Origin of the sequence: Sinanaerobacter sp. ZZT-01 (assembly GCF_035621135.1) — a bacterium.
Lineage (GTDB): Bacteria > Bacillota > Clostridia > Peptostreptococcales > Anaerovoracaceae > IOR16.
The window spans coordinates 1,759,322-1,777,913 of record NZ_CP141728.1 but is presented as its reverse complement, the minus strand read 5'-3'; the positions used below and the strand labels follow the sequence as shown (position 1 = coordinate 1,777,913).

Sequence of the window (18,592 nt, the reverse complement as noted above, 5' to 3'; positions counted from 1 at the left end):
AATTAATGTTTTCCTGTACTATTTTGGGGACATCGCTTTTAGATAATGAATGTTCTTTCCGATTTTACTAAATTTATTTTCATACTCCGTTGTGACCAACCTCGCAGTGAAATCAGTCATATGCAAATCATCGGTATATTCTATAAGCTCCATATCATTTTTCAGAAATTCTTCTGTTGAAAATGTAAACAGAGCATCATTATCCGTCTTAAATTCAATGCCAGCTCCCCGCTTTAAGACTTCTTTATAGCTCTTAATATAACGAGTATGTGTCAAGCGTCGTTTTGCATGGCGATCCTTTGGCCACGGGTCACTGAAATTAAGATAAATTCCATCCAATTCTCTTTCAAAATAATCAGTCATGTCATTCACGTAATTCGTAATGAATTTTATGTTTTTTAATTCTGCTTCTGCAGCTTTTTCTAAAGCTCGTAAAACAACACTTCCCGCACCCTCCACCGCAATATAGTTACAATGCGGATTGCATTTTGCTAATGTTGTAATAAACTGTCCTTTTCCGCAGCCAACTTCAAGGTAAATGGGGTTATTATTCTGAAACACTTCTTTCCAATTCCCTTTATGAACTTTTGCATCCTTTATGACATAATTACAGAAAGATTCTATTTTTTCTTCTTCATTTTTTACCTTACGCTGACGCATGTACTTCCCTCTCTTGCAGTTGCTGCGCCTTCTGCGCATAATTTAATTTTCATCATTTCATTCAATTTCATTGCAAAGTGTTTCATTTCCTCCTCGGAATAAGCAGAAAATGATGCAGAAGCATTTAATAAGTCACCCTGCTTTTGAAAAGTTTGCAAATACCATCGCTTTGCACCGGACAATTCATCACTCATAATAGTCAAATCTTCAAAGGTAAGCAGTTCTTTGCAAATAGTCGTACGAAATTCGTAAGGAATGCTTCCTGCTAAAAGGAAATCCATACTTTCACGAATCGCACTCTGGTCTGCCTTTACGCATACGACGTCATTATACCGATTTAATGGTGCCTTTACATCCATCGCTACATAATCCAATAGATTATTTTTTGCCAAAAGTTTTAAGAGTTCCGGGTTACTTCCGTTTGTATCCAGCTTAATAAAATACCCCATCTCTTTTATTCTCGATGCGAAGAAATACAATTCTTCCTGCAAAGTCGGTTCCCCGCCCGAGATACAAACTGCATCCAAAAACCGCCTTCTTTTCTCCAAGAAATGAAAAAGCTCTTCATCATTTATCTGTGATTTACTGCAATGCACGATTTCCGGATTATGGCAGTAACCACAATGGAAATTACATCCACCTAAGAAACATACGGCAGATGTCTTTCCCGGATAATCAATTAATGATGCTTTCAGAATTCCTGCAATCTTCATTGTACAACAACTTCCTTTGTTTCAATATCCTCTTTTTCCTTGCGAGCTGCTTGCTTTTCGTCTGCATTCATTCCCTTACTAAGACTCACTGATACTGAGAATTCTTTTCTGTCTTTATATTCTTCTTTCTTCCCTTTATTCCATGCCTGCACCGGACGATGAAATCCAACGACACGAGTCCATACTTCCGCATCTTTTCCACAAGTTGGACACTCAAAATGCTCTCCGGAAATGTAGCCGTGATCTTCACAAATAGAGAAAGTCGGCGTAACTGTAACGTAAGGTATTGCGGTATTTTCCATAATTTTTTTGATAAAGACCTTGCACGTCTCTTTATCATCAATCTGCTCTCCAATGAAACCATGCAGCACGGTTCCTCCGGTATATGCTGTTTGCAGCTTTTCCTGCAGTTCAATTGCTTCAAAAATATCATCAGTGGCTCCAACCGGAAGCTGTGTTGAGTTTGTATAGTATGGCTCTTCCGTACCTTGCGCAATGATATTCGGATACAGTTTTTTATCCAAGCGTGCAAAACGATAGCTTGTTCCTTCCGCCGGAGACGCTTCTAAATTCCACAGACTGCCGGTCTCCTCCTGGAAAAGTTGAATCACACGATTCATAAAATCCATAACCTCAATCGCAAATGCATTCCCCTCTTCTGTCGTTAAATCAACACCTAAAAGATTTAAACATGCTTCATTCATACCATTTAACCCAATGGTAGAAAAGTGATTTTTAAAATATTCACCGGTTGCACTCTTCACCGCTGACAAATAAAACTTTGAATAAGGATATAATCCGATGTCCATGTAACGTTCTAACGCAACTCGCTTGCAGTCACATATTTCTCTTGCATATTCCATAAGCTTTCTTACTTGTTTTTTAAAACCTGCAACGTCTTTTGACTCGTATCCAATTCTCGCCATATTTAGAGTTACTACATTAATAGAGCCAGTCAAAGGATTCGCGCCAAACAGACCGCCTCCGCGATGGCGAAGCTCACGATTATCCAAACGCAAACGGCAGCACATAGAACGAATATCCTCCGGAGACAAATCGGAATTTAAGAAGTTTGCAAAATAAGGCGTTCCAAATTTTCTTGTCATCTCCATGATACAATTTGCAGCTTCTGAATCCCAAGGAAAATCTTTTGTAATGTTTACAGTAGGAATCGGGAAGCTGAAAGCTCTCCCTGCTCCGTCTCCCTCCATCATCACTTCACAATAAGCCCGATTAAAAAGGTCCATTTCTTTTTGGAACTCGCCGTATACCTTGTCCATCATTTTTCCGCCTATAATGGCTCCTTGATTCTTTAAAAGCGGATGTGGAGCAATATCCAGCGTTATATTTGTAAATGGAGTCTGAAACCCAACACGCGTCGGAACATTGAGATTATATACAAATCGCTGTACCGCCTTCTTTACCTGAGGATACTCTAAGTTGTCATAATAAATAAAAGGCGCCAGATAGGTATCAATGCTCGAAACAGCCTGTGCGCCTGCAGCTTCTCCCTGTAATGTAAAAAGCAGGTTAACCAACTGCATCAATGCAGACTCAAAATGCTTCGGCGGAAGAGATTCAATCTTTCCCTTTGCTCCTTTAAATCCTTGCAGCAAAAATGCCTCTAGATCCCATCCACAGCAATAAGGTGCTAAAAGACCTAAGTCATGAATGTGTAAATCTCCGCGTGTATGTGCATCGCGAAGTTCTTTTCTATATATTTTATTCAGCCAATATTTTTTCGTAATACTTTCTACAATATGATTATTTAAGCCTTGCAGCGAATACCCCATATTTGAATTTTCATTTACACGCCAATCATCTAAGGATACATATTCTTCAATCATCTGCTCTGCATCCATAAATAAATTGTTTGCCCTGCGAATATCTTGGCGTTCTTTTCGATAGAGAATATAGGCCTTCGCTGTTTTTGCGTGACCCTCTTCTATCAATATTTTCTCTACGACATCCTGAATATCTTCTACCGAAGGAATGCCTGCCGCATGACTTTCTTTCATCACGCTCTCCACCAAACCAGCTAATCTTTGTGCTTCTAATTCATCGGTCCCCCCTACCGCTTTAGCCGCAGCAAAGATAGCATGGCGAATTTTTGAAAGATTAAAATCTACAATTTCGCCACTTCGTTTTTGTACTTTGGTTATACTCATTATTACCTCCTGATCCCCAGCATCATACTGTCTATCGTTGTTATTATTTTTCAAGTCACTATATATAGTATCCGATTGTTTTCTTGATTGCAAGGGATTTTTTTGTCTAATTATGGCTCAATTACGAGTACAACCGTCTCATTTTGCGTATACCAATCATAGAGAAATTTTGCATGCGAGGTATAATTTCTTACACATTTATGTGAAAGCGGCACTGTACCGATTGAAGAAGAAAATTCTTTGAGGCCTGGATCAATACGTTTTCCGTTCTCCCATTTGTAAGAGACAGATACTCCATGAATATATGCACCTCCACAAAAACGAAGTGTATAAGGTGCATATCCTTGGATCTCATCTGTTCCGTCTTTAATATAATAGAATTGTGGTTTTTTTTCAATTACAAAGTAACAGCCTAACGGTGTCGGCTGTGCATATTGATTTGTCGTACCCGTCGTCGCCAGAGAACATGACGTAATCTGCCAATTCCCTTCATATTTTTCAAAGGAAGTAATATTTTGATTTTTCCTGTCGATCACAATGATCTTGGAAAGCGTTGTAAGCGCCTCTTTTCGGAGAATATACCTCTCCGGAACAAAATACTGTGTTTCATTTTGTACAAGCCGTACATGCCAGAAACCATTTACATACTCCAAGCATTTGACTAAAGTTCCATCTGGAATATAGATAAAGCTGCTATTCTTAGTTGCGCTAAAGTATCCAGGAGCACTTTGACTGCGTGGTGTGCCTCCTTCATCCACTTCTTTTCCCTTACACAAAGGCGGTAATCCATAATAATTTTTATAATTGCTGATATAAGTTAGATTCCCCTCCTTATTTTCTCCCTCAAGTTTCTGTATCTTTTCCTCCATCTGATGGAAATCAAAATACCTTCTCGAAGCAAAATCCGAACCTACAAATCCAAATACCTTTTTTAACGTGTTTTTTCCTTCTCCTTGCTGTGATTGCCCGCTTCCATCTGCAAACACCTCTCCATCCTCATTTTCATACCAATAGACATGATACCATTTTTCTCCTGTGCTCCTTTTTACACCTTTAAAAAAAGTGATACTCTCGATATACTGAAGCTTCTCCCATTTCTGCGCTGTTCTTAAAAGCTTTGCATCCTGCGAGGGTAAAGCATGAATATTCGTATCCCCTTCACACACAACATAGGAAAGCGTCATGGGATACGCATTATATTTCAGTTTCACTGGGAAACTGGGTTCTACTATTTCTTCCTCAACGATAAAATCAATTGCCTGATTCTTTTCTTCTTCCTTCCTCACGGCAGATGAGGGTTCACTTACCTTTACACGTAAAACAGTATGCTCTGTATCATAAGAAAATTTTTGTGACAATAAAAGAACGACGCTCAATAGAAGCATCGCTGCACATCCTGTACATAAAATATTTATCGGTTTCATCGGCATCGCTCCATCCCTTACTGCTCTAAACAAGCTTATTATTCTATATGCACATTCGCAAAAAGATAGACGCAATCATACAGTAGATTTCTTAAATCATTTCCTTCATTCTAAAATTTCATCGGACAAAAAAAGACGGCGACTGCCGCTTTTTTAAGGATTTACTTAAAAATATATTCGTATTTTTTTAATAGCCGCATCAGTGGAAGCCCAAGCACATAGCAAGAAATGAACTCTCCAAAGCCGACCCAAAGCATACAAGCCCATATCGCAACCGGAACCCCAAATGCGTAATGAAGCAATAACCCAATGATCACTCCGTTTGCAACCACAGGAGGTAATGGTACCAGCAATGGGTATTTTCTAAAAAAATACGAACCAACTGCTGCTATTAATGTCGTTAAACTTCCGAAAACAATATCTAATATTCCATAAGGTCCAATAATATTGGCCAGCAGACATCCTACAAATAAACCCGGAATCGCCGCCGGTGTAAAATAAGGTAGGATAGTCAAAGCCTCAGATATTCTCACCTGCATAACCCCATAACTAAAAGGCATCAATACTAAAGTGAGGACAGCATAAATAGCGGCAATTACCGCTGCTTGAATCAGAAATAATACATGCTTGTATTTCATGTCGTCTCTTCCTTTCTTCTCTCGCTCGGTATATGTCACCTCTACTTCGCTTTTCTTATTCATTTTTCTTTTTTTATTTAACTTACAAAACATATGCTTGCAAAATTAAAACGATAAAATATACGCCGACCACAAAGAATGCCGCTGCATCTCTTTTCTGTAAACACATTCCATTCATACGGGTGCGGCAGTCTCCACCTCGATAACAGCGAGCTTCCATCGCCATCGCAAGATCTAATGCAATGCGAAATGCACTGATAAACAAAGGAACCAAAAGGGGAATCAAAGCTTTCGCTCTCTGCATTAAATTTCCACTTTCAAAATCGGCCCCTCTTGCCATTTGTGCTTTCATAATTTTATCGGTTTCCTCCAAAAGCGTCGGAATAAAACGCAAAGCGATCGTCATCATCATCGCTAATTCATGCGCCGGCATACCAAACCGCTGAAATGGCGAAAGAAGACGTTCAATTCCATCCGTTAGGCTGATCGGCTTTGTCGCCAATGTCAAAATGGAAGAGCCCATAATGAGAAGTATCAGACGCAATGCCATGAAAAGTGCATTGTAAAGACCTTCTTTGGTAATTGTAAAAAAACCTAAGGACAGCAGAACCGTTCCTCTTGTCATAAATAAATTTACAATAAAGGTAAACAGGATAATTAAAAATATCGGCTTTAAGCCTTTCGTTATAAAAGAAAGGGGCACTCTTGATATGGCAATGCAAGCCGCCAAAAAAAGGCCAGCTATAGCAAAGCCAATAAAGTCGTTTACCATAAATAAAGATATTAAAAATGCAAATGTGCTGATAATCTTTACTCTTGGATCTAATCTATGAATCCATGAATTACCTGGATAGTATTGTCCTAATGTGATATCTCGAATCATTTCATCGCTTTCCAATCCATCGATAAATTTCCTCTTCTGCCTCTGCAATCGTTAAAACATCTGCTGATACTGGTGCGCCTTTCGTTTTCAATCGGTACATAAGCTCTGTAGCAGGCGGCAAAGCCAGATTCATACGTTTCAAATCTTCTGCTCTGTGAAAAATCTCACTTGGCGTTCCCGTCATCACCAAACGCCCGCCGTCCATTACCAGCACCTTATCCGCAAGCCTTGCGATATCTCCCATATTATGAGATACCAGTAAAATAGTAATCCCTTCTTTACGGTGAATCGTTTCAACCATTTGCAAAACATCTTGATGTGCCTTTGGGTCTAAACCCGCAGTTGGTTCATCCAATATTAGAACTTTTGGACGCATGGCCACTACACCTGCAATTGCCACCCTTCTTTTTTGGCCGCCGGAAAGTGCAAAGGGAGAACGCTTTGCAAGTGTCTTATAATCTAGTCCTACAAGCTGCATCGCTTCTTTTACTCTTTTTGCTGCCTCATCCTTCGATACCCCTAGATTTAAAGGACCAAACGCAATATCTTTCTCAACCGTTTCCTCAAACAGCTGATATTCCGGGTACTGAAAAACCAGCCCGATTTTCGTGCGAATGTCTCTCATTTTAACTGATTTATTCGTGATGTCCAAACCTTCAATAATAATCTGTCCTGATTTTGGCTTAAGCAGCCCATTCAAATGCTGAATCAAAGTTGATTTCCCTGAACCAGTATGGCCGATAATCCCTACAAATTCACCTTGTTCAATTTCAAAATGAATACGATCTAGTGCAACCGTTTCAAACGGCATTCCCTCCGCGTAAATATGAGTCAGTTCTTTTACTTGTATTTGCGGCATAAAAAATCCACCAGTCCTTCTGTATCAATGATTTCTTGCGGCACCGGAATTCCATGCTTCCTTAAACGTGCACCGAGCTCTACTGTAAGAGGCACGTCCAAATTCAACGCCTTGATCTCCTCTGCTCTTGTAAATATTTCAACGGGAGTTCCATCCATGACAACCTTGCCATCTTCCATAATGACCACTCGATCTGCTAGAGCTGCTTCTTCCATAAAGTGCGTAATCAATACGATCGTAATTCCGTCACGATGCAAAGTTTCAATAATATCCATGACTTCTTCCCGTCCATGCGGATCGAGCATTGCAGTTGGCTCATCTAATATGATGCATTCTGGACGCATGGCCACTACACCTGCAATTGCAATTCTCTGTTTCTGACCTCCGGACAACAAATGTGGTGCATTTTTCCGATAGGCATACATATTTACACTTTTTAAAGCATCATCGACTCTCTTACGAATTTCCGCCGGCTCTACACCCAAATTTTCCGGTCCAAATGCAACATCATCCTCGACGATTGAGGAAACCAGTTGATTATCCGGATTTTGAAAAACCATACCGGCTGACTGCCGGATATCCCAAATCTTTTCCTCATCTCTAGTGTCATACCCGTTTACATACACAGCACCTCCACTTGGAAGCAGCAAAGCATTTATGTTTTTTGCCAGCGTCGATTTTCCTGAACCGTTTTTTCCAATCACTGCGGTGAAGCTTCCCCGTTTTAAATTCAAAGTCACACCATTGAGCGCTCGTATGATCTCTTCTTCATTGTCTTCTTTATGATATTCGAAAATCAAATCCTCAATCTGAATGATTTTATCTTCCATCTATTTCTTTACTCTCTTTTCTGCTTCCGTTATCAGCCAAGAGCAATGATCAAAAAAGGCTTTGCTCTCTGTCTTGTTCTTATAATTCAGCTGATACCCATTCTCATCCAAATACGAAAAATATTCTTCCAGTATCCATCCTGTAATGGTATCTGGATTTTTTTCTATAAAACTTGAATATTCTTTTTTTGCTACCTCTGAAAACTGCATGGTCTCATAGTCAAAAATTGGAGTATTATTTGCTCCGATCAATACAAAATTCATATACATCTCATACAAGCTTTTTAAGTCACTGGCAATCAGCTTACCATCAGTGTACTGGGCCATAAGCAGTTCTACTTGATAAGCTCTTTGCACCAGGTCTTCCCACGAAAGCAGTAATGTCGCATTTTGGATGCACGGCTTCTCTGCTTCCAATGCTTTTATTTGATACAAGTGATATACTTCCGGTAAAATATATTTTTGATAATCGGATGATAGTTGTCTGTAATCCAAGGTTAATTTAATTTGATCCCCTTGTAAACTTACGATAATATCTGCATTTTGCATCGCTTGATCAAATGATTGCAATTCGTCGATATTTTTTATTAATTCCCGTGATTTACCGCTGGCAGCATAGTACCCCTTCATCTCTTCAAGCAGGGTCTTATCCACCTCTGAATTCATATAACGCAACGCATAATCTTCATAATCCACAAGCATACGGCTTGCTCTTTCTTCATCCAACTTCCCAATATATTTATCTAAATAAGCCGCTGTGCTCACTAATTTTTCAGGTGTAATTTCTCCAGTTAACATTTCTTCAAACTCACTTTGGATGGTATCCACACTCTTTCCGCAGGCACCTAATATACATACCAGTGCTACCAAAAAGAAAACCAAAATGCTACGTTTTATCGCCCACTTCATAAATCATCCTCCTAATCTTTATTATTATAACCTAAAAAATAAAACTATTCAACTATGGAAAAAATAGGTAATATGTTGAAAGAATTTTAATTTTTCATTACAATCCAATTACAGGTTTTCCATTTCGTTGCCAATTGCGTGTTCTAATGCTATATTAATATAAAAAGGTACATATTTATGTTACTATTTTATGTTCAAAAATAAAATGTGAATCAATCGTTGAAGGGAAGGGAATAGAAATGCTTATATCTACATTAAAAAGAATGGGGAGTGGACTTTTAGCTGCTGTGTTAATATGTTCACTATCCATTCCGAATATTGAAGCCTATGGTGCATCTATGAAAGATATCAAGGGGCATTGGGCAGAAAAATACATCAATCAAATTATCGCTGCAGGAATTGTTAAGGGCTATGAAAATGGTACATTTTTACCAGATAATGCGGTTACCCGCGCTGAATTCTCACACATGATAAACGCTACCTTAGGAAACACAGGAACCGCTTCGGTATCCTTTAATGATACACCAAAATCCGAATGGTATTACAGTGATGTAGCAAAGGCTCTTTCTGCCGGTTACGTCAGCGGTTACAGTGATGGCAGCTTTAAACCAAACAATCCGGTCAGCAGACAAGAGGCAGCAGTCATGCTCTCACGCATCGTTCCGACTTACGGCAAGACTGCGAACATAAAAAGCTACAAAGATTATACCTCTGTGGAGAGCTGGTCTATAGAATCAATGCAGCGCATGATAGGAAAAGGATACCTTGGTGCCTATGATGACGGTAAACTTCATCCTGCGGATAAATTGACCCGCGCTCAAACCGCAAAAATTATCAGTGACATTTTGAATAACGAAGCAATTGTGAAAAATGATCCAAACGTATCCTCAAACGGCACTTCCCTTACAAATAAAATTTACTCAAATGGGGTAACGATCAGCCGTTCCCTCGGTGACGGAAACGCTTATATCGAAAATTGTATCGTTATGGGGAAACTCAATGTGCAAGGCGGCGGTGAAAACAGTGTTAACATTTCCAACTCACGGATTGTGAGTGCAGATGTTTCCAAAGCATCTGACTCGGTTCGCGTTTATTTAAAAGGTGAAACGAATATTGAAAACGTGAATGTTTCCAATAACGCTATCCTTCAGACTTCCAGCCTGCAGGGCGGAAATTTTGGCCCGGGCTTCAAAAAAGTTAATGTTCAAAGAAATGCTAAAGTTACCTTTACAGGGAATTTTCCTGAAGTCAACCTCGCAGGCTCAAATTCAGAAGTTACCATCACTTCCGGTACTGTGAATTCCTTAAATGTTGCATCCGCTGCAAACTCAACAGATGTTACCGTTGAGACCAACGCAACCATACTTGACAGTGACATCAATGCGGCATGCGGTTTTCATGGGAACGGCACCATACGTACGATGCGTGTAAATGCAGATGGTGTAACCTATGCAAAAAAACCCACTAATGTCTATGTGCATTCTAAAGTTAGGGTCAGTCCAAATGAAGTTGATACTAACTCTGATATTTCAATGAACCCTTCTAACCGTTCAACGAATGTTTCCAGAAATACAGATATTACCTTAACCTTTAAAAAAGCAATGACTCTTTACAACGGGAAATCGATTACTTCTTCCAATATTGATGATTTCGTTGAATTACGTGAGGGTTCTTCAAATGGAAGCAAGGTAAGCTTTAGCGCTTCGATCAGCTCTTCAAAAAAAGTTATAACGATTGACCCGGATTCGAAATTGGACGATGATGAAAAATACTATGTCATTATCGATAAAAACGAACTAAAAGATTCCAGTGATAATGGAAACGATGCTTTTTCCGCATATTTCAGCACAGGTGACGACGATCAGGACGGAGATATTACCATGAGTCCTGCTCCAAGAAAATCGAATGTTTCTAGGAATACAGATATTACTTTAACTTTTGATCGAGCTATGACGCTCTATAACGGAAAAACGATCACCTCATCAAATATCGATGATTTCGTTGAATTACGTGAAGATTCTTCAAGAGGCAGTAAAGTAAAATTCAATGGCTCGATCAACTCCTCAAAGAAGGTCATTACTATCGATCCGAAATCAAGGCTGGATGATGACAAGCGTTACTATGTAATCATTGATAAAAATGAACTAAAGGACTCCAATAATAACGGAAATGCTTCATTTTCCGCATATTTCAGCACAGGTGACGACGATCAGGACGGAGACATCACTATGGACCCGTCTCCAAGAAAATCGAATGTTTCTAGGAATACAGATATTACTTTAACTTTTGATCGAGCTATGACGCTCTATAACGGAAAAACGATCACCTCATCAAATATCGATGATTTCGTTGAATTACGTGAAGATTCTTCAAGAGGCAGTAAAGTAAAATTCAATGGCTCGATCAACTCCTCAAAGAAGGTCATTACTATCGATCCGAAATCAAGGCTGGATGACGACAAGCGTTACTATGTAATCATTGATAAAAATGAACTAAAGGATTCCAATAATAAAGGAAACGATGCTTTTTCTGCCTATTTCAGTACGGGCGATGACGATGATGCTTATACTTCGTTTACCCCAGGCAACAGAGACACAAATGTTTCGACATCATTCAGACCAACGATTCGTTTCTCTGAACGTGTAGTAACTTATAACGGATCGACCATAAGAACCAGTGATTTGAGTGACATCATCGATTTTCGTGTGAATAATTCCAATGGAAGCCGTGTAAGCTTTAATGCAAGCATCAGCTCGGACAGATACATCACAATTACACCAAAATCCAATCTAAGCGAGAATACAGTGTATTATCTTGCAGTTAGAAATAATACGGTAAAGACCTATTCGAATCATACGAAAATACCTTCTTCTTATGTAACATTTACAACTCAGTCTACAAGTGTTCCACAAATTACCAGAATTTCTGCGTCTGCTCTTTCAAACAACAGTATTTCGCTTACAGCAACCGGTAATCAAAATGGAACAATCTACTCTGTTGTTGTGCCAAGTTCACAAAGCACGCCAAGTGCAAGTTACATTTATTCAGCTCGAAACGCCAGTGGTGGTTATCCATCAGGAAGTTTAAACTCTTATGTCTATGCCTATACTTCAAAATATTTAGGCAGCATAAATAATCTAACCTCCGGTACTTCATACAAGGTTTGCAGTATTTTACGAGTCGGCTCTACTAATTCCGCCGTCTATACTACAACGGTTACTACTACCGCTACATCCACAACACCAAATGCCAGTATTTCTATTACTAATAAATCTGATTCTTCGATTAGTGCAAGGATTACTGCAAATGAAGCTGGTACACTTTATGCGATCCTGGTTCCTTCAAATGAAACAACACCAAGTGTCGCTCAAGTTACTAGTCTGAAAAATGGAAATAATGCTGCCCCACTTTCTAAAAACTATGGCAGTGTTTCAAAAAACGGAAGCATTTCTCTCTCTGCAAATAGTCTGGATTCAAATACTTCCTATACCGTGTATGCCGTTCTCGTCACCAGTTCAGCAAAATCTGCTTTAACAAATGCATCCGCTTCTACAAATGCACCGGTTATGCAACCTGCTGAGCTCAGTTCCTTGACGGTGAATGGAGGTAAAATCTCACTAAAATCAGGAACTTACTCGTATAGTACGACGGTTGAGAGCAAAGATAATATCTCTGTAGATGCAACTGCAAGCAGCGGTGCGTCCGTCAGCGATCCATCTCAAACGATAAGCATTCCTTCAGGAAGCAACACGAAGACCATTACAATTAGTGCCTATGGAGACAATAAAAAAACATCTACTTATACCGTTACCATCAATTATTCAAATACGGGATTGTCCTCCATCACAGTAGATGGCCGTGATATTTCATCAAGTAAATCTATTGATGTAGACAATGAAAAAAAATCCGTTATTGTTTCAGCTGTGTCCGTCGATAACAATGCAACTGTTACAGTAAACAGCCGAAGTGGAACTGGAGCTGCAGAAGATGCCGTACTTTTAAATGTGGGCAGTAATTCAGTTACAATAAGTGTTAAATCTAATGGCTCAAGCCAGAGTTATACAGTTACAATAAATCGTTCTGAAGCATCCACTCCTTCACCAGAACCAGAAAGTGTTTCCACTAATGAGTGAATCCGTCAACAAATCTGACGCTTCTTTATCTTAAATCTCTTTAATAAATAAAACCCTGATACTAAGATGAGCAACTTATGCTTTCCTTAAACTATCAGGGTTTCCCTTTTTTAATATAATAATTTATACAATCCTATGTCTAATTTTTTATCTTCATCTTTCTTGCGTACCAATTTGTCGAAATCTTTGATAACGCATTTCCAACAAATCTGCTTCCTCTAGTTTCAAAGCTTTATTAAATGCATCAAACAAAAGATCCTCTAATAAGTAATACACTTTTTTAAAATCTTTTCCCGCTTCCTTTTCTTTGATTACTTTTTCTACTACTCCAAGATCATACAATTCTCTTGCCGTCATTTTAAGGCATTGCGCTGCCTCTTTCATCTTTGAAGGATCTTTCCAAAGAATGCTGGCGCATCCTTCCGGCGAAATAACAGAGTAGACCGCATTTTCAAGCATCCAGACTTGATCTGCAACCGCAAGCCCCAAAGCACCGCCGCTACCTCCTTCTCCAATAAATAAAGAAAGAATAGGGGTCTTTAGCGTCATCATTTCCATTAAGTTCTCTGCAATTGCCAAACTTTGGCCACGCTCCTCGGCTTCAATTCCACAATAAGCGCCTGCCGTATCCACAAGGCAAAGTACCGGCCGTTTAAACTTTTCTGCCTGCTTCATCAATCGAAGTGCCTTTCGATACCCCTCTGGATGTGCAGCACCAAAGTTTCTTTTTACTTTCTCTTTTGTTGTATGGCCTCTTTCTATACCAATCACCGTAATGGGCATATTTTTTAATTTACCGATGCCACCAATGATAGCAGAGTCATCTGCATATTTGCGATCGCCATGAAATTCCATAAAATCACTAATTAAATTATCAATAAAGTCCTGTGCTGTTGCCCTGCCTTTTGCACGGGCTGTCATCACTCTTTTATAAGCTTCCATTATAGCAGCACCTCCTTACTATGAAGTGCTAATATATTCTTTAAGTAATCCCTCTGATCTTTTCTTTCCACGATTGCATCAACAAATCCTTTTTCTAACAAGAATTCAGATCTTTGAAAGCCCTGTGGTAGTTTCTGTCTGATTGTCTGTTCTATGACTCTTGGTCCTGCAAAACCAACCAGCGCCTTTGGTTCTGCCAATATAATGTCACCTTCCATCGCAAAACTTGCCGAAACACCACCCGTAGTAGGATCCGTAAGTACAACCACATAGAGGTTTCCCGCATCGCTATGGCGTTTCACTGCTCCACTTGTCTTTGCCATCTGCATTAAGGATAAAATGCCTTCCTGCATTCGTGCACCTCCAGACAATGTATATCCAATAACCGGAAGTTTTTTTTGTGTTGCGTACTCAAATAATCTTGTAACTTTTTCTCCAACTACTGTCCCCATACTTCCCATCATAAATTTGGAATCCATTGCAAAAATTGCTGTGTTAAATCCACCAATCGTACCTTGTGCACAAATTACACTTTCTGACTCCCCGCTATCCTGCATTGCAGTCTCTAACTTGTCGTCATATCCCGGAAAATCAATTCGATTAAAAGAAATTAAGTCTGAATAAAGCTCTTCAAATGAATCCTCATCTAGAATCATATGCAGTCGTTCTCTTGCACTTATTTTAAAGTGTCTCCCACAGACAGGGCAAACATGGCTGTTCTCTTTCACTTCAGATACAAAAAGGGTATTTTTGCACTCAGGGCAAGAAATACAGACATCATCCGGAATACATGGTTGTGAAATTACTTGTTCCACTTCCTTATATTCTAATTCATTTTTTGGTTTTCGAAACAAACCTTTTTTTAACATGAACTACCCCCTTTTCTCCCTACGCTCCATGAAATTCGTATAATAGTCTCCCTTTACAAAGTCCTTTTCCTCCAAAATTTCAAGTTGAAGCTCCGTATTCGTTGCGATTCCTCCTATAATCAGTTCACATAATGCAGCACGCATTTTCCGAATGGCCTCTTCTCTCGTCTTTGCATGAACAATAAGCTTACCAATCATAGAATCATAAAAAGGCGGTACTACATAGTCCTGGTAAATCGCAGTATCGAAACGAACCCACGGCCCTCCTGGTATATGAAGCAAGTCGATGCGTCCTGCGCAAGGTCGAAAATTCTGACTCGGATCTTCTGCATTGATTCGACACTCAATCGCACTGCCTGTAAATTGAATCTCCTCTTGTTTCATGTCTAAAGGAATTCCGGCGGCAATACGTATCTGCCATTTCACTAAATCAATTCCTGTGACCATCTCTGTCACGGTATGTTCAACTTGCAGCCTTGTATTCATTTCCATAAAATAAAAACTTCCGTCCTCACTCATAAGAAATTCAATCGTTCCTGCATTTTCGTAACGAACTGTTTTTGCAGCTTTTGCTGCAACTTCTATCATTTTATTTCGAGTCTCCACACTTACTGACGGAGACGGACTTTCCTCTATCAATTTTTGGTTTTTTCTCTGAATTGAGCATTCACGTTCACCCAAAGAAATCACATTTCCTTGCTTATCACAAAGGATCTGCATCTCTATATGCTTCGCGGGAGATAGAAAACGCTCCATGTAAACTGCGCCATCTCCAAACGCTGTTTTTGCTTCTGCCGATGCCGTTTTAAATGCTGCTTCAAACTCCTGAGCAGAATGGACCAATCGGATTCCTCTTCCGCCTCCGCCCGATCTGGCTTTTACCAACAGGGGAAAGCCGATTCTCTCTGCTTCTTTCTTCGCTTCTTTCACGTCCTCGATGACATCACAACCTGGAGTCACAGGAACACCTGCCTGCTTCATTGTTTTCCTGGCTTCATCCTTATCACCCATACGGCGAATGACTTCTGCGGAAGGTCCGATAAACACAATACCGCATTCTTCACACAACTGAGCAAATCTCGCATTTTCAGAAAGCAAGCCATATCCCGGATGTATTGCTTCTGCGCCGGCCACTACCGCAGCAGATAATATTGCACTCATATTCAAATAACTGTCTTTTGGTGATGACGGACCAATGCAGATACTTTCATCCGCAAGGCTGACATGCAAGGCATCACGATCCGCTTCCGAAAAAACAGCTACCGTAGCAATCCCCATTTCTTTGCAGGCGCGTATAATTCGCACTGCAATTTCTCCGCGGTTTGCAATTAATATTTTTGAAAACATGAATTATCTCCTCATTTTTTTACCAATGCAAATGAAAATTCCGCACTTACGCACAATTTTCCATTCACACTGCCCTTTCCTTTTGCAAAGTAAAAAGGTTCCTTCACCCGCTCTATACTGCATTCTAGATTTAAAACGTCACCGGGTTTTACAGGATTTCGAAATTTTACATTATTTAAACCAGTAAAATATGGTGTCGCTTTTCCTTCATCTCCGTCACTACTTCCTTCACGAATCAATACACAACAGGTCTGTGCCATAATCTCACAAAGAATTACACCTGGAACAACCGGATCTCCCGGAAAATGTCCTTGTAAAAACCATTCGTCTCCTTTTACTGTATAAATGCCTTCTGCTTTATTTTCTTCCACAATAGAAGCTTCATCAATCAAGAGCATTGGCTCTCTATGAGGAAGCAGCTTCTTAATCTCTTCTTTCTTCATTTCCATCACTCCTAAAAGTGAAATTTTCCTTATTTTATATAAAATAAAGGCTGACCAAATTCCACGACTTCTCCATTTTCCACACAAATTTCGGAAACAACGCCATCACATTCTGAAACAATTTCATTTAAAAGCTTCATTGCCTCTACAATACAAACAACATCTCCTTTTTTTACAGAATCTCCTACTGCTACATAAGGAGCTTCCTCCGGAGATGGCGCTGCATAAAAAACGCCTACCATCGGTGACTTTACCGGAGTTCCGACAGGCATTTCTTTTCTTGTATTCGGCTCTTCTGTTTTTATTTCTAAGGATGGTGCAGCTGTGCTTGGCACTGCTTGTATTTCATTAGGTATTGTGGAGAATGCTGGCGCTGTCAAAAGTGTATCGCTTGTTAAATTTTTTTCCAGCCGAATCTTAGTTGCACCTTCTGTAATTTCCAGACAACTCAACTTTGATTCTTCTAACAGTCTCACTAATCCTTTTATTTCTTCAATATTCATTATAAGCCGCTCCTTACTCTTCTATTTTTCGAAATGCAATGCAGCCGTTATGTCCGCCAAAACCAAGTGATATAGACATACCTAATCTTACGTCCGCCTCTATACTCTTACTTGGCGTATAATTCAAATCACATTCCGGATCCCACTCTTTATAACCGATTGTCGGCGGAATTTTTCCATTTTTCAATGCAAGCACCGTCGCAGCTGCTTCAATCGCACCAGCTGCTCCCAGCATATGACCAGTCATTGATTTTGTCGAACTAATATGTGCTTTTCTCGCTTTTTCTTCGCCCAATGCAATTTTAATCGCTTTGGTTTCCGTTTTATCGTTCAGCGGCGTACTCGTACCATGTGCATTAATATAAATCCGCTCTTCTTCTAAAAGTCCAGATTCCAATGCACCCGCTTCGTTTAAGGCTAATGAGATTGCTTTTGCTCCCCCCATCGCTTCCGGATGTGGTGCAGTCATATGATACGCATCGTTTGTATTTCCATATCCTACTACTTCTGCATAAATATTTGCTCCTCGATTAACCGCATGTTCATATTCTTCAAGAATCAGAATTGCCGCTCCTTCACCCATGACAAACCCATCTCTATTCTTATCAAATGGAATGGAGCTTGCATTTGGATCATTTTTCTGTGTCAGTGCCATACAATTCGTAAATCCTGCTACTGCTAAAGGCACTATTGTAGCCTCAGTTCCGCCTGCAATGATTGCATCTGCGTATCCAAATTTAATGGTGCGGAAAGCTTCTCCAACCGCATTCGTCGAAGTCGCACAAGCGGTAACAATCGGAAGACTCGGTCCCTGCGCGTGAAAACGAATCGCAATGTTCCCTGTTGCCATATTTCCAATCATCATTGGAATAAAAAACGGAGAGGTACGGTTTGGACCTTTTTCCAAAAGCTTTTTGGCCTCATCAAAAAAGGTATTCATCCCACCGGTTCCTGATCCAACATAAACGCCAAGACGCTCAGGGTCTGTGTTTGCTTCCGTAATTCCTGCATCTTCCATCGCCTGCACGGCTGCAGCCACTGCATATTGCGAAAAAAGATCCTGCTTTCTCGCTTCTGCTTTCTCCATGTACTTTAAAGGATCAAAGCCCTTGACCTCTGCCGCAATTTTGACCTTATAATCTGACACATCAAATTTCGTAATAAAGTCAATGCCATTCTTTCCGGATATCAAGCCGTCCCAAAATGCATCGACCTGATTGCCCACCGGAGAAACTGCTCCAAGTCCGGTCACTACAACTCTTCTCATAATC

General features: G+C 39.9%; 16 protein-coding genes. 1 reads left to right on the top strand and 15 read right to left on the bottom strand.

Features of this window, described 5'->3' with window-relative positions; genetic code table 11:
* Positions 1 to 18 precede the first annotated feature (18 nt).
* From trmB to U5921_RS08460, 9 genes are all read right to left on the bottom strand, one after another.
* The gene (gene trmB, locus U5921_RS08500; protein ID WP_324822297.1) at positions 19 to 660 is read right to left on the bottom strand and encodes a tRNA (guanosine(46)-N7)-methyltransferase TrmB; all 642 of its coding nucleotides are present in this window, start codon (positions 658 to 660) and stop codon (positions 19 to 21) included.
* Complete coding sequence (locus U5921_RS08495; protein ID WP_324822294.1) at positions 642 to 1,373, bottom strand: anaerobic ribonucleoside-triphosphate reductase activating protein; 732 nt, start codon at positions 1,371 to 1,373, stop codon at positions 642 to 644. Before U5921_RS08495 ends, trmB begins: the two co-directional genes overlap by 19 nt.
* On the bottom strand, positions 1,370 to 3,541 hold the full coding sequence (locus U5921_RS08490) for a ribonucleoside triphosphate reductase (protein ID WP_324822291.1): 2,172 nt from the start codon (positions 3,539 to 3,541) through the stop codon (positions 1,370 to 1,372). Before U5921_RS08490 ends, U5921_RS08495 begins: the two co-directional genes overlap by 4 nt.
* Before the next feature lie 110 nt (positions 3,542 to 3,651).
* Positions 3,652 to 4,965 carry a L,D-transpeptidase gene (locus U5921_RS08485; protein ID WP_324822288.1) on the bottom strand — a complete coding sequence of 438 codons (1,314 nt, stop codon included), beginning with the start codon at positions 4,963 to 4,965 and terminating at the stop codon, positions 3,652 to 3,654.
* Between the two features lie 161 nt (positions 4,966 to 5,126).
* Positions 5,127 to 5,603 (bottom strand): QueT transporter family protein, encoded by a 477-nt coding sequence (locus U5921_RS08480; protein ID WP_324822285.1) that lies wholly within the window; start codon positions 5,601 to 5,603, stop codon positions 5,127 to 5,129.
* A gap of 82 nt (positions 5,604 to 5,685) precedes the next feature.
* Positions 5,686 to 6,486, bottom strand: coding sequence for an energy-coupling factor transporter transmembrane component T (locus U5921_RS08475; RefSeq protein ID WP_324822282.1), 801 nt, complete (start codon positions 6,484 to 6,486; stop codon positions 5,686 to 5,688).
* Position 6,487: 1 nt separating this feature from the next.
* Positions 6,488 to 7,345, bottom strand: a complete 858-nt coding sequence (locus tag U5921_RS08470; protein WP_324822279.1) for an energy-coupling factor transporter ATPase — start codon at positions 7,343 to 7,345, stop codon at positions 6,488 to 6,490.
* Positions 7,327 to 8,175, bottom strand: a complete 849-nt coding sequence (locus U5921_RS08465; RefSeq protein WP_324822276.1) for an energy-coupling factor transporter ATPase — start codon at positions 8,173 to 8,175, stop codon at positions 7,327 to 7,329. The genes U5921_RS08470 and U5921_RS08465 overlap by 19 nt, the downstream gene beginning before the upstream one ends.
* Positions 8,176 to 9,084, bottom strand: a complete 909-nt coding sequence (locus tag U5921_RS08460; RefSeq protein ID WP_324822273.1) for a hypothetical protein — start codon at positions 9,082 to 9,084, stop codon at positions 8,176 to 8,178.
* 239 nt (positions 9,085 to 9,323) lie between these two features.
* Here U5921_RS08460 and U5921_RS08455 point away from each other — a divergent pair, with 239 nt between their 5' ends.
* Complete coding sequence (locus U5921_RS08455) at positions 9,324 to 13,217, top strand: Ig-like domain-containing protein (RefSeq protein WP_324822270.1); 3,894 nt, start codon at positions 9,324 to 9,326, stop codon at positions 13,215 to 13,217.
* Between the two features lie 153 nt (positions 13,218 to 13,370).
* On the opposite strand, the gene U5921_RS08450 is transcribed toward U5921_RS08455, so the two are convergent.
* The 6 genes from U5921_RS08450 to fabF are packed head-to-tail and all read right to left on the bottom strand — an operon-like array spanning position 13,371 to position 18,591.
* Positions 13,371 to 14,159: an acetyl-CoA carboxylase carboxyltransferase subunit alpha gene (locus tag U5921_RS08450; protein ID WP_324822265.1), complete on the bottom strand. Its 789-nt coding sequence runs from the start codon at positions 14,157 to 14,159 to the stop codon at positions 13,371 to 13,373.
* The gene (gene accD, locus U5921_RS08445) at positions 14,159 to 15,028 is read right to left on the bottom strand and encodes an acetyl-CoA carboxylase, carboxyltransferase subunit beta (protein ID WP_324822262.1); all 870 of its coding nucleotides are present in this window, start codon (positions 15,026 to 15,028) and stop codon (positions 14,159 to 14,161) included. The genes U5921_RS08450 and accD overlap by 1 nt, the downstream gene beginning before the upstream one ends.
* A 3-nt stretch (positions 15,029 to 15,031) precedes the next feature.
* Positions 15,032 to 16,375 carry an acetyl-CoA carboxylase biotin carboxylase subunit gene (gene accC, locus U5921_RS08440; protein WP_324822259.1) on the bottom strand — a complete coding sequence of 448 codons (1,344 nt, stop codon included), beginning with the start codon at positions 16,373 to 16,375 and terminating at the stop codon, positions 15,032 to 15,034.
* An 11-nt stretch (positions 16,376 to 16,386) separates the two neighbouring features.
* The gene (gene fabZ, locus U5921_RS08435; protein ID WP_324822256.1) at positions 16,387 to 16,818 is read right to left on the bottom strand and encodes a 3-hydroxyacyl-ACP dehydratase FabZ; all 432 of its coding nucleotides are present in this window, start codon (positions 16,816 to 16,818) and stop codon (positions 16,387 to 16,389) included.
* A 29-nt stretch (positions 16,819 to 16,847) separates the two neighbouring features.
* Positions 16,848 to 17,321: an acetyl-CoA carboxylase biotin carboxyl carrier protein gene (gene accB / locus U5921_RS08430; RefSeq protein ID WP_324822253.1), complete on the bottom strand. Its 474-nt coding sequence runs from the start codon at positions 17,319 to 17,321 to the stop codon at positions 16,848 to 16,850.
* Positions 17,322 to 17,334: 13 nt separating this feature from the next.
* Positions 17,335 to 18,591, bottom strand: coding sequence for a beta-ketoacyl-ACP synthase II (gene fabF / locus U5921_RS08425; RefSeq protein WP_324825972.1), 1,257 nt, complete (start codon positions 18,589 to 18,591; stop codon positions 17,335 to 17,337).
* Position 18,592: the final 1 nt, after the last annotated feature.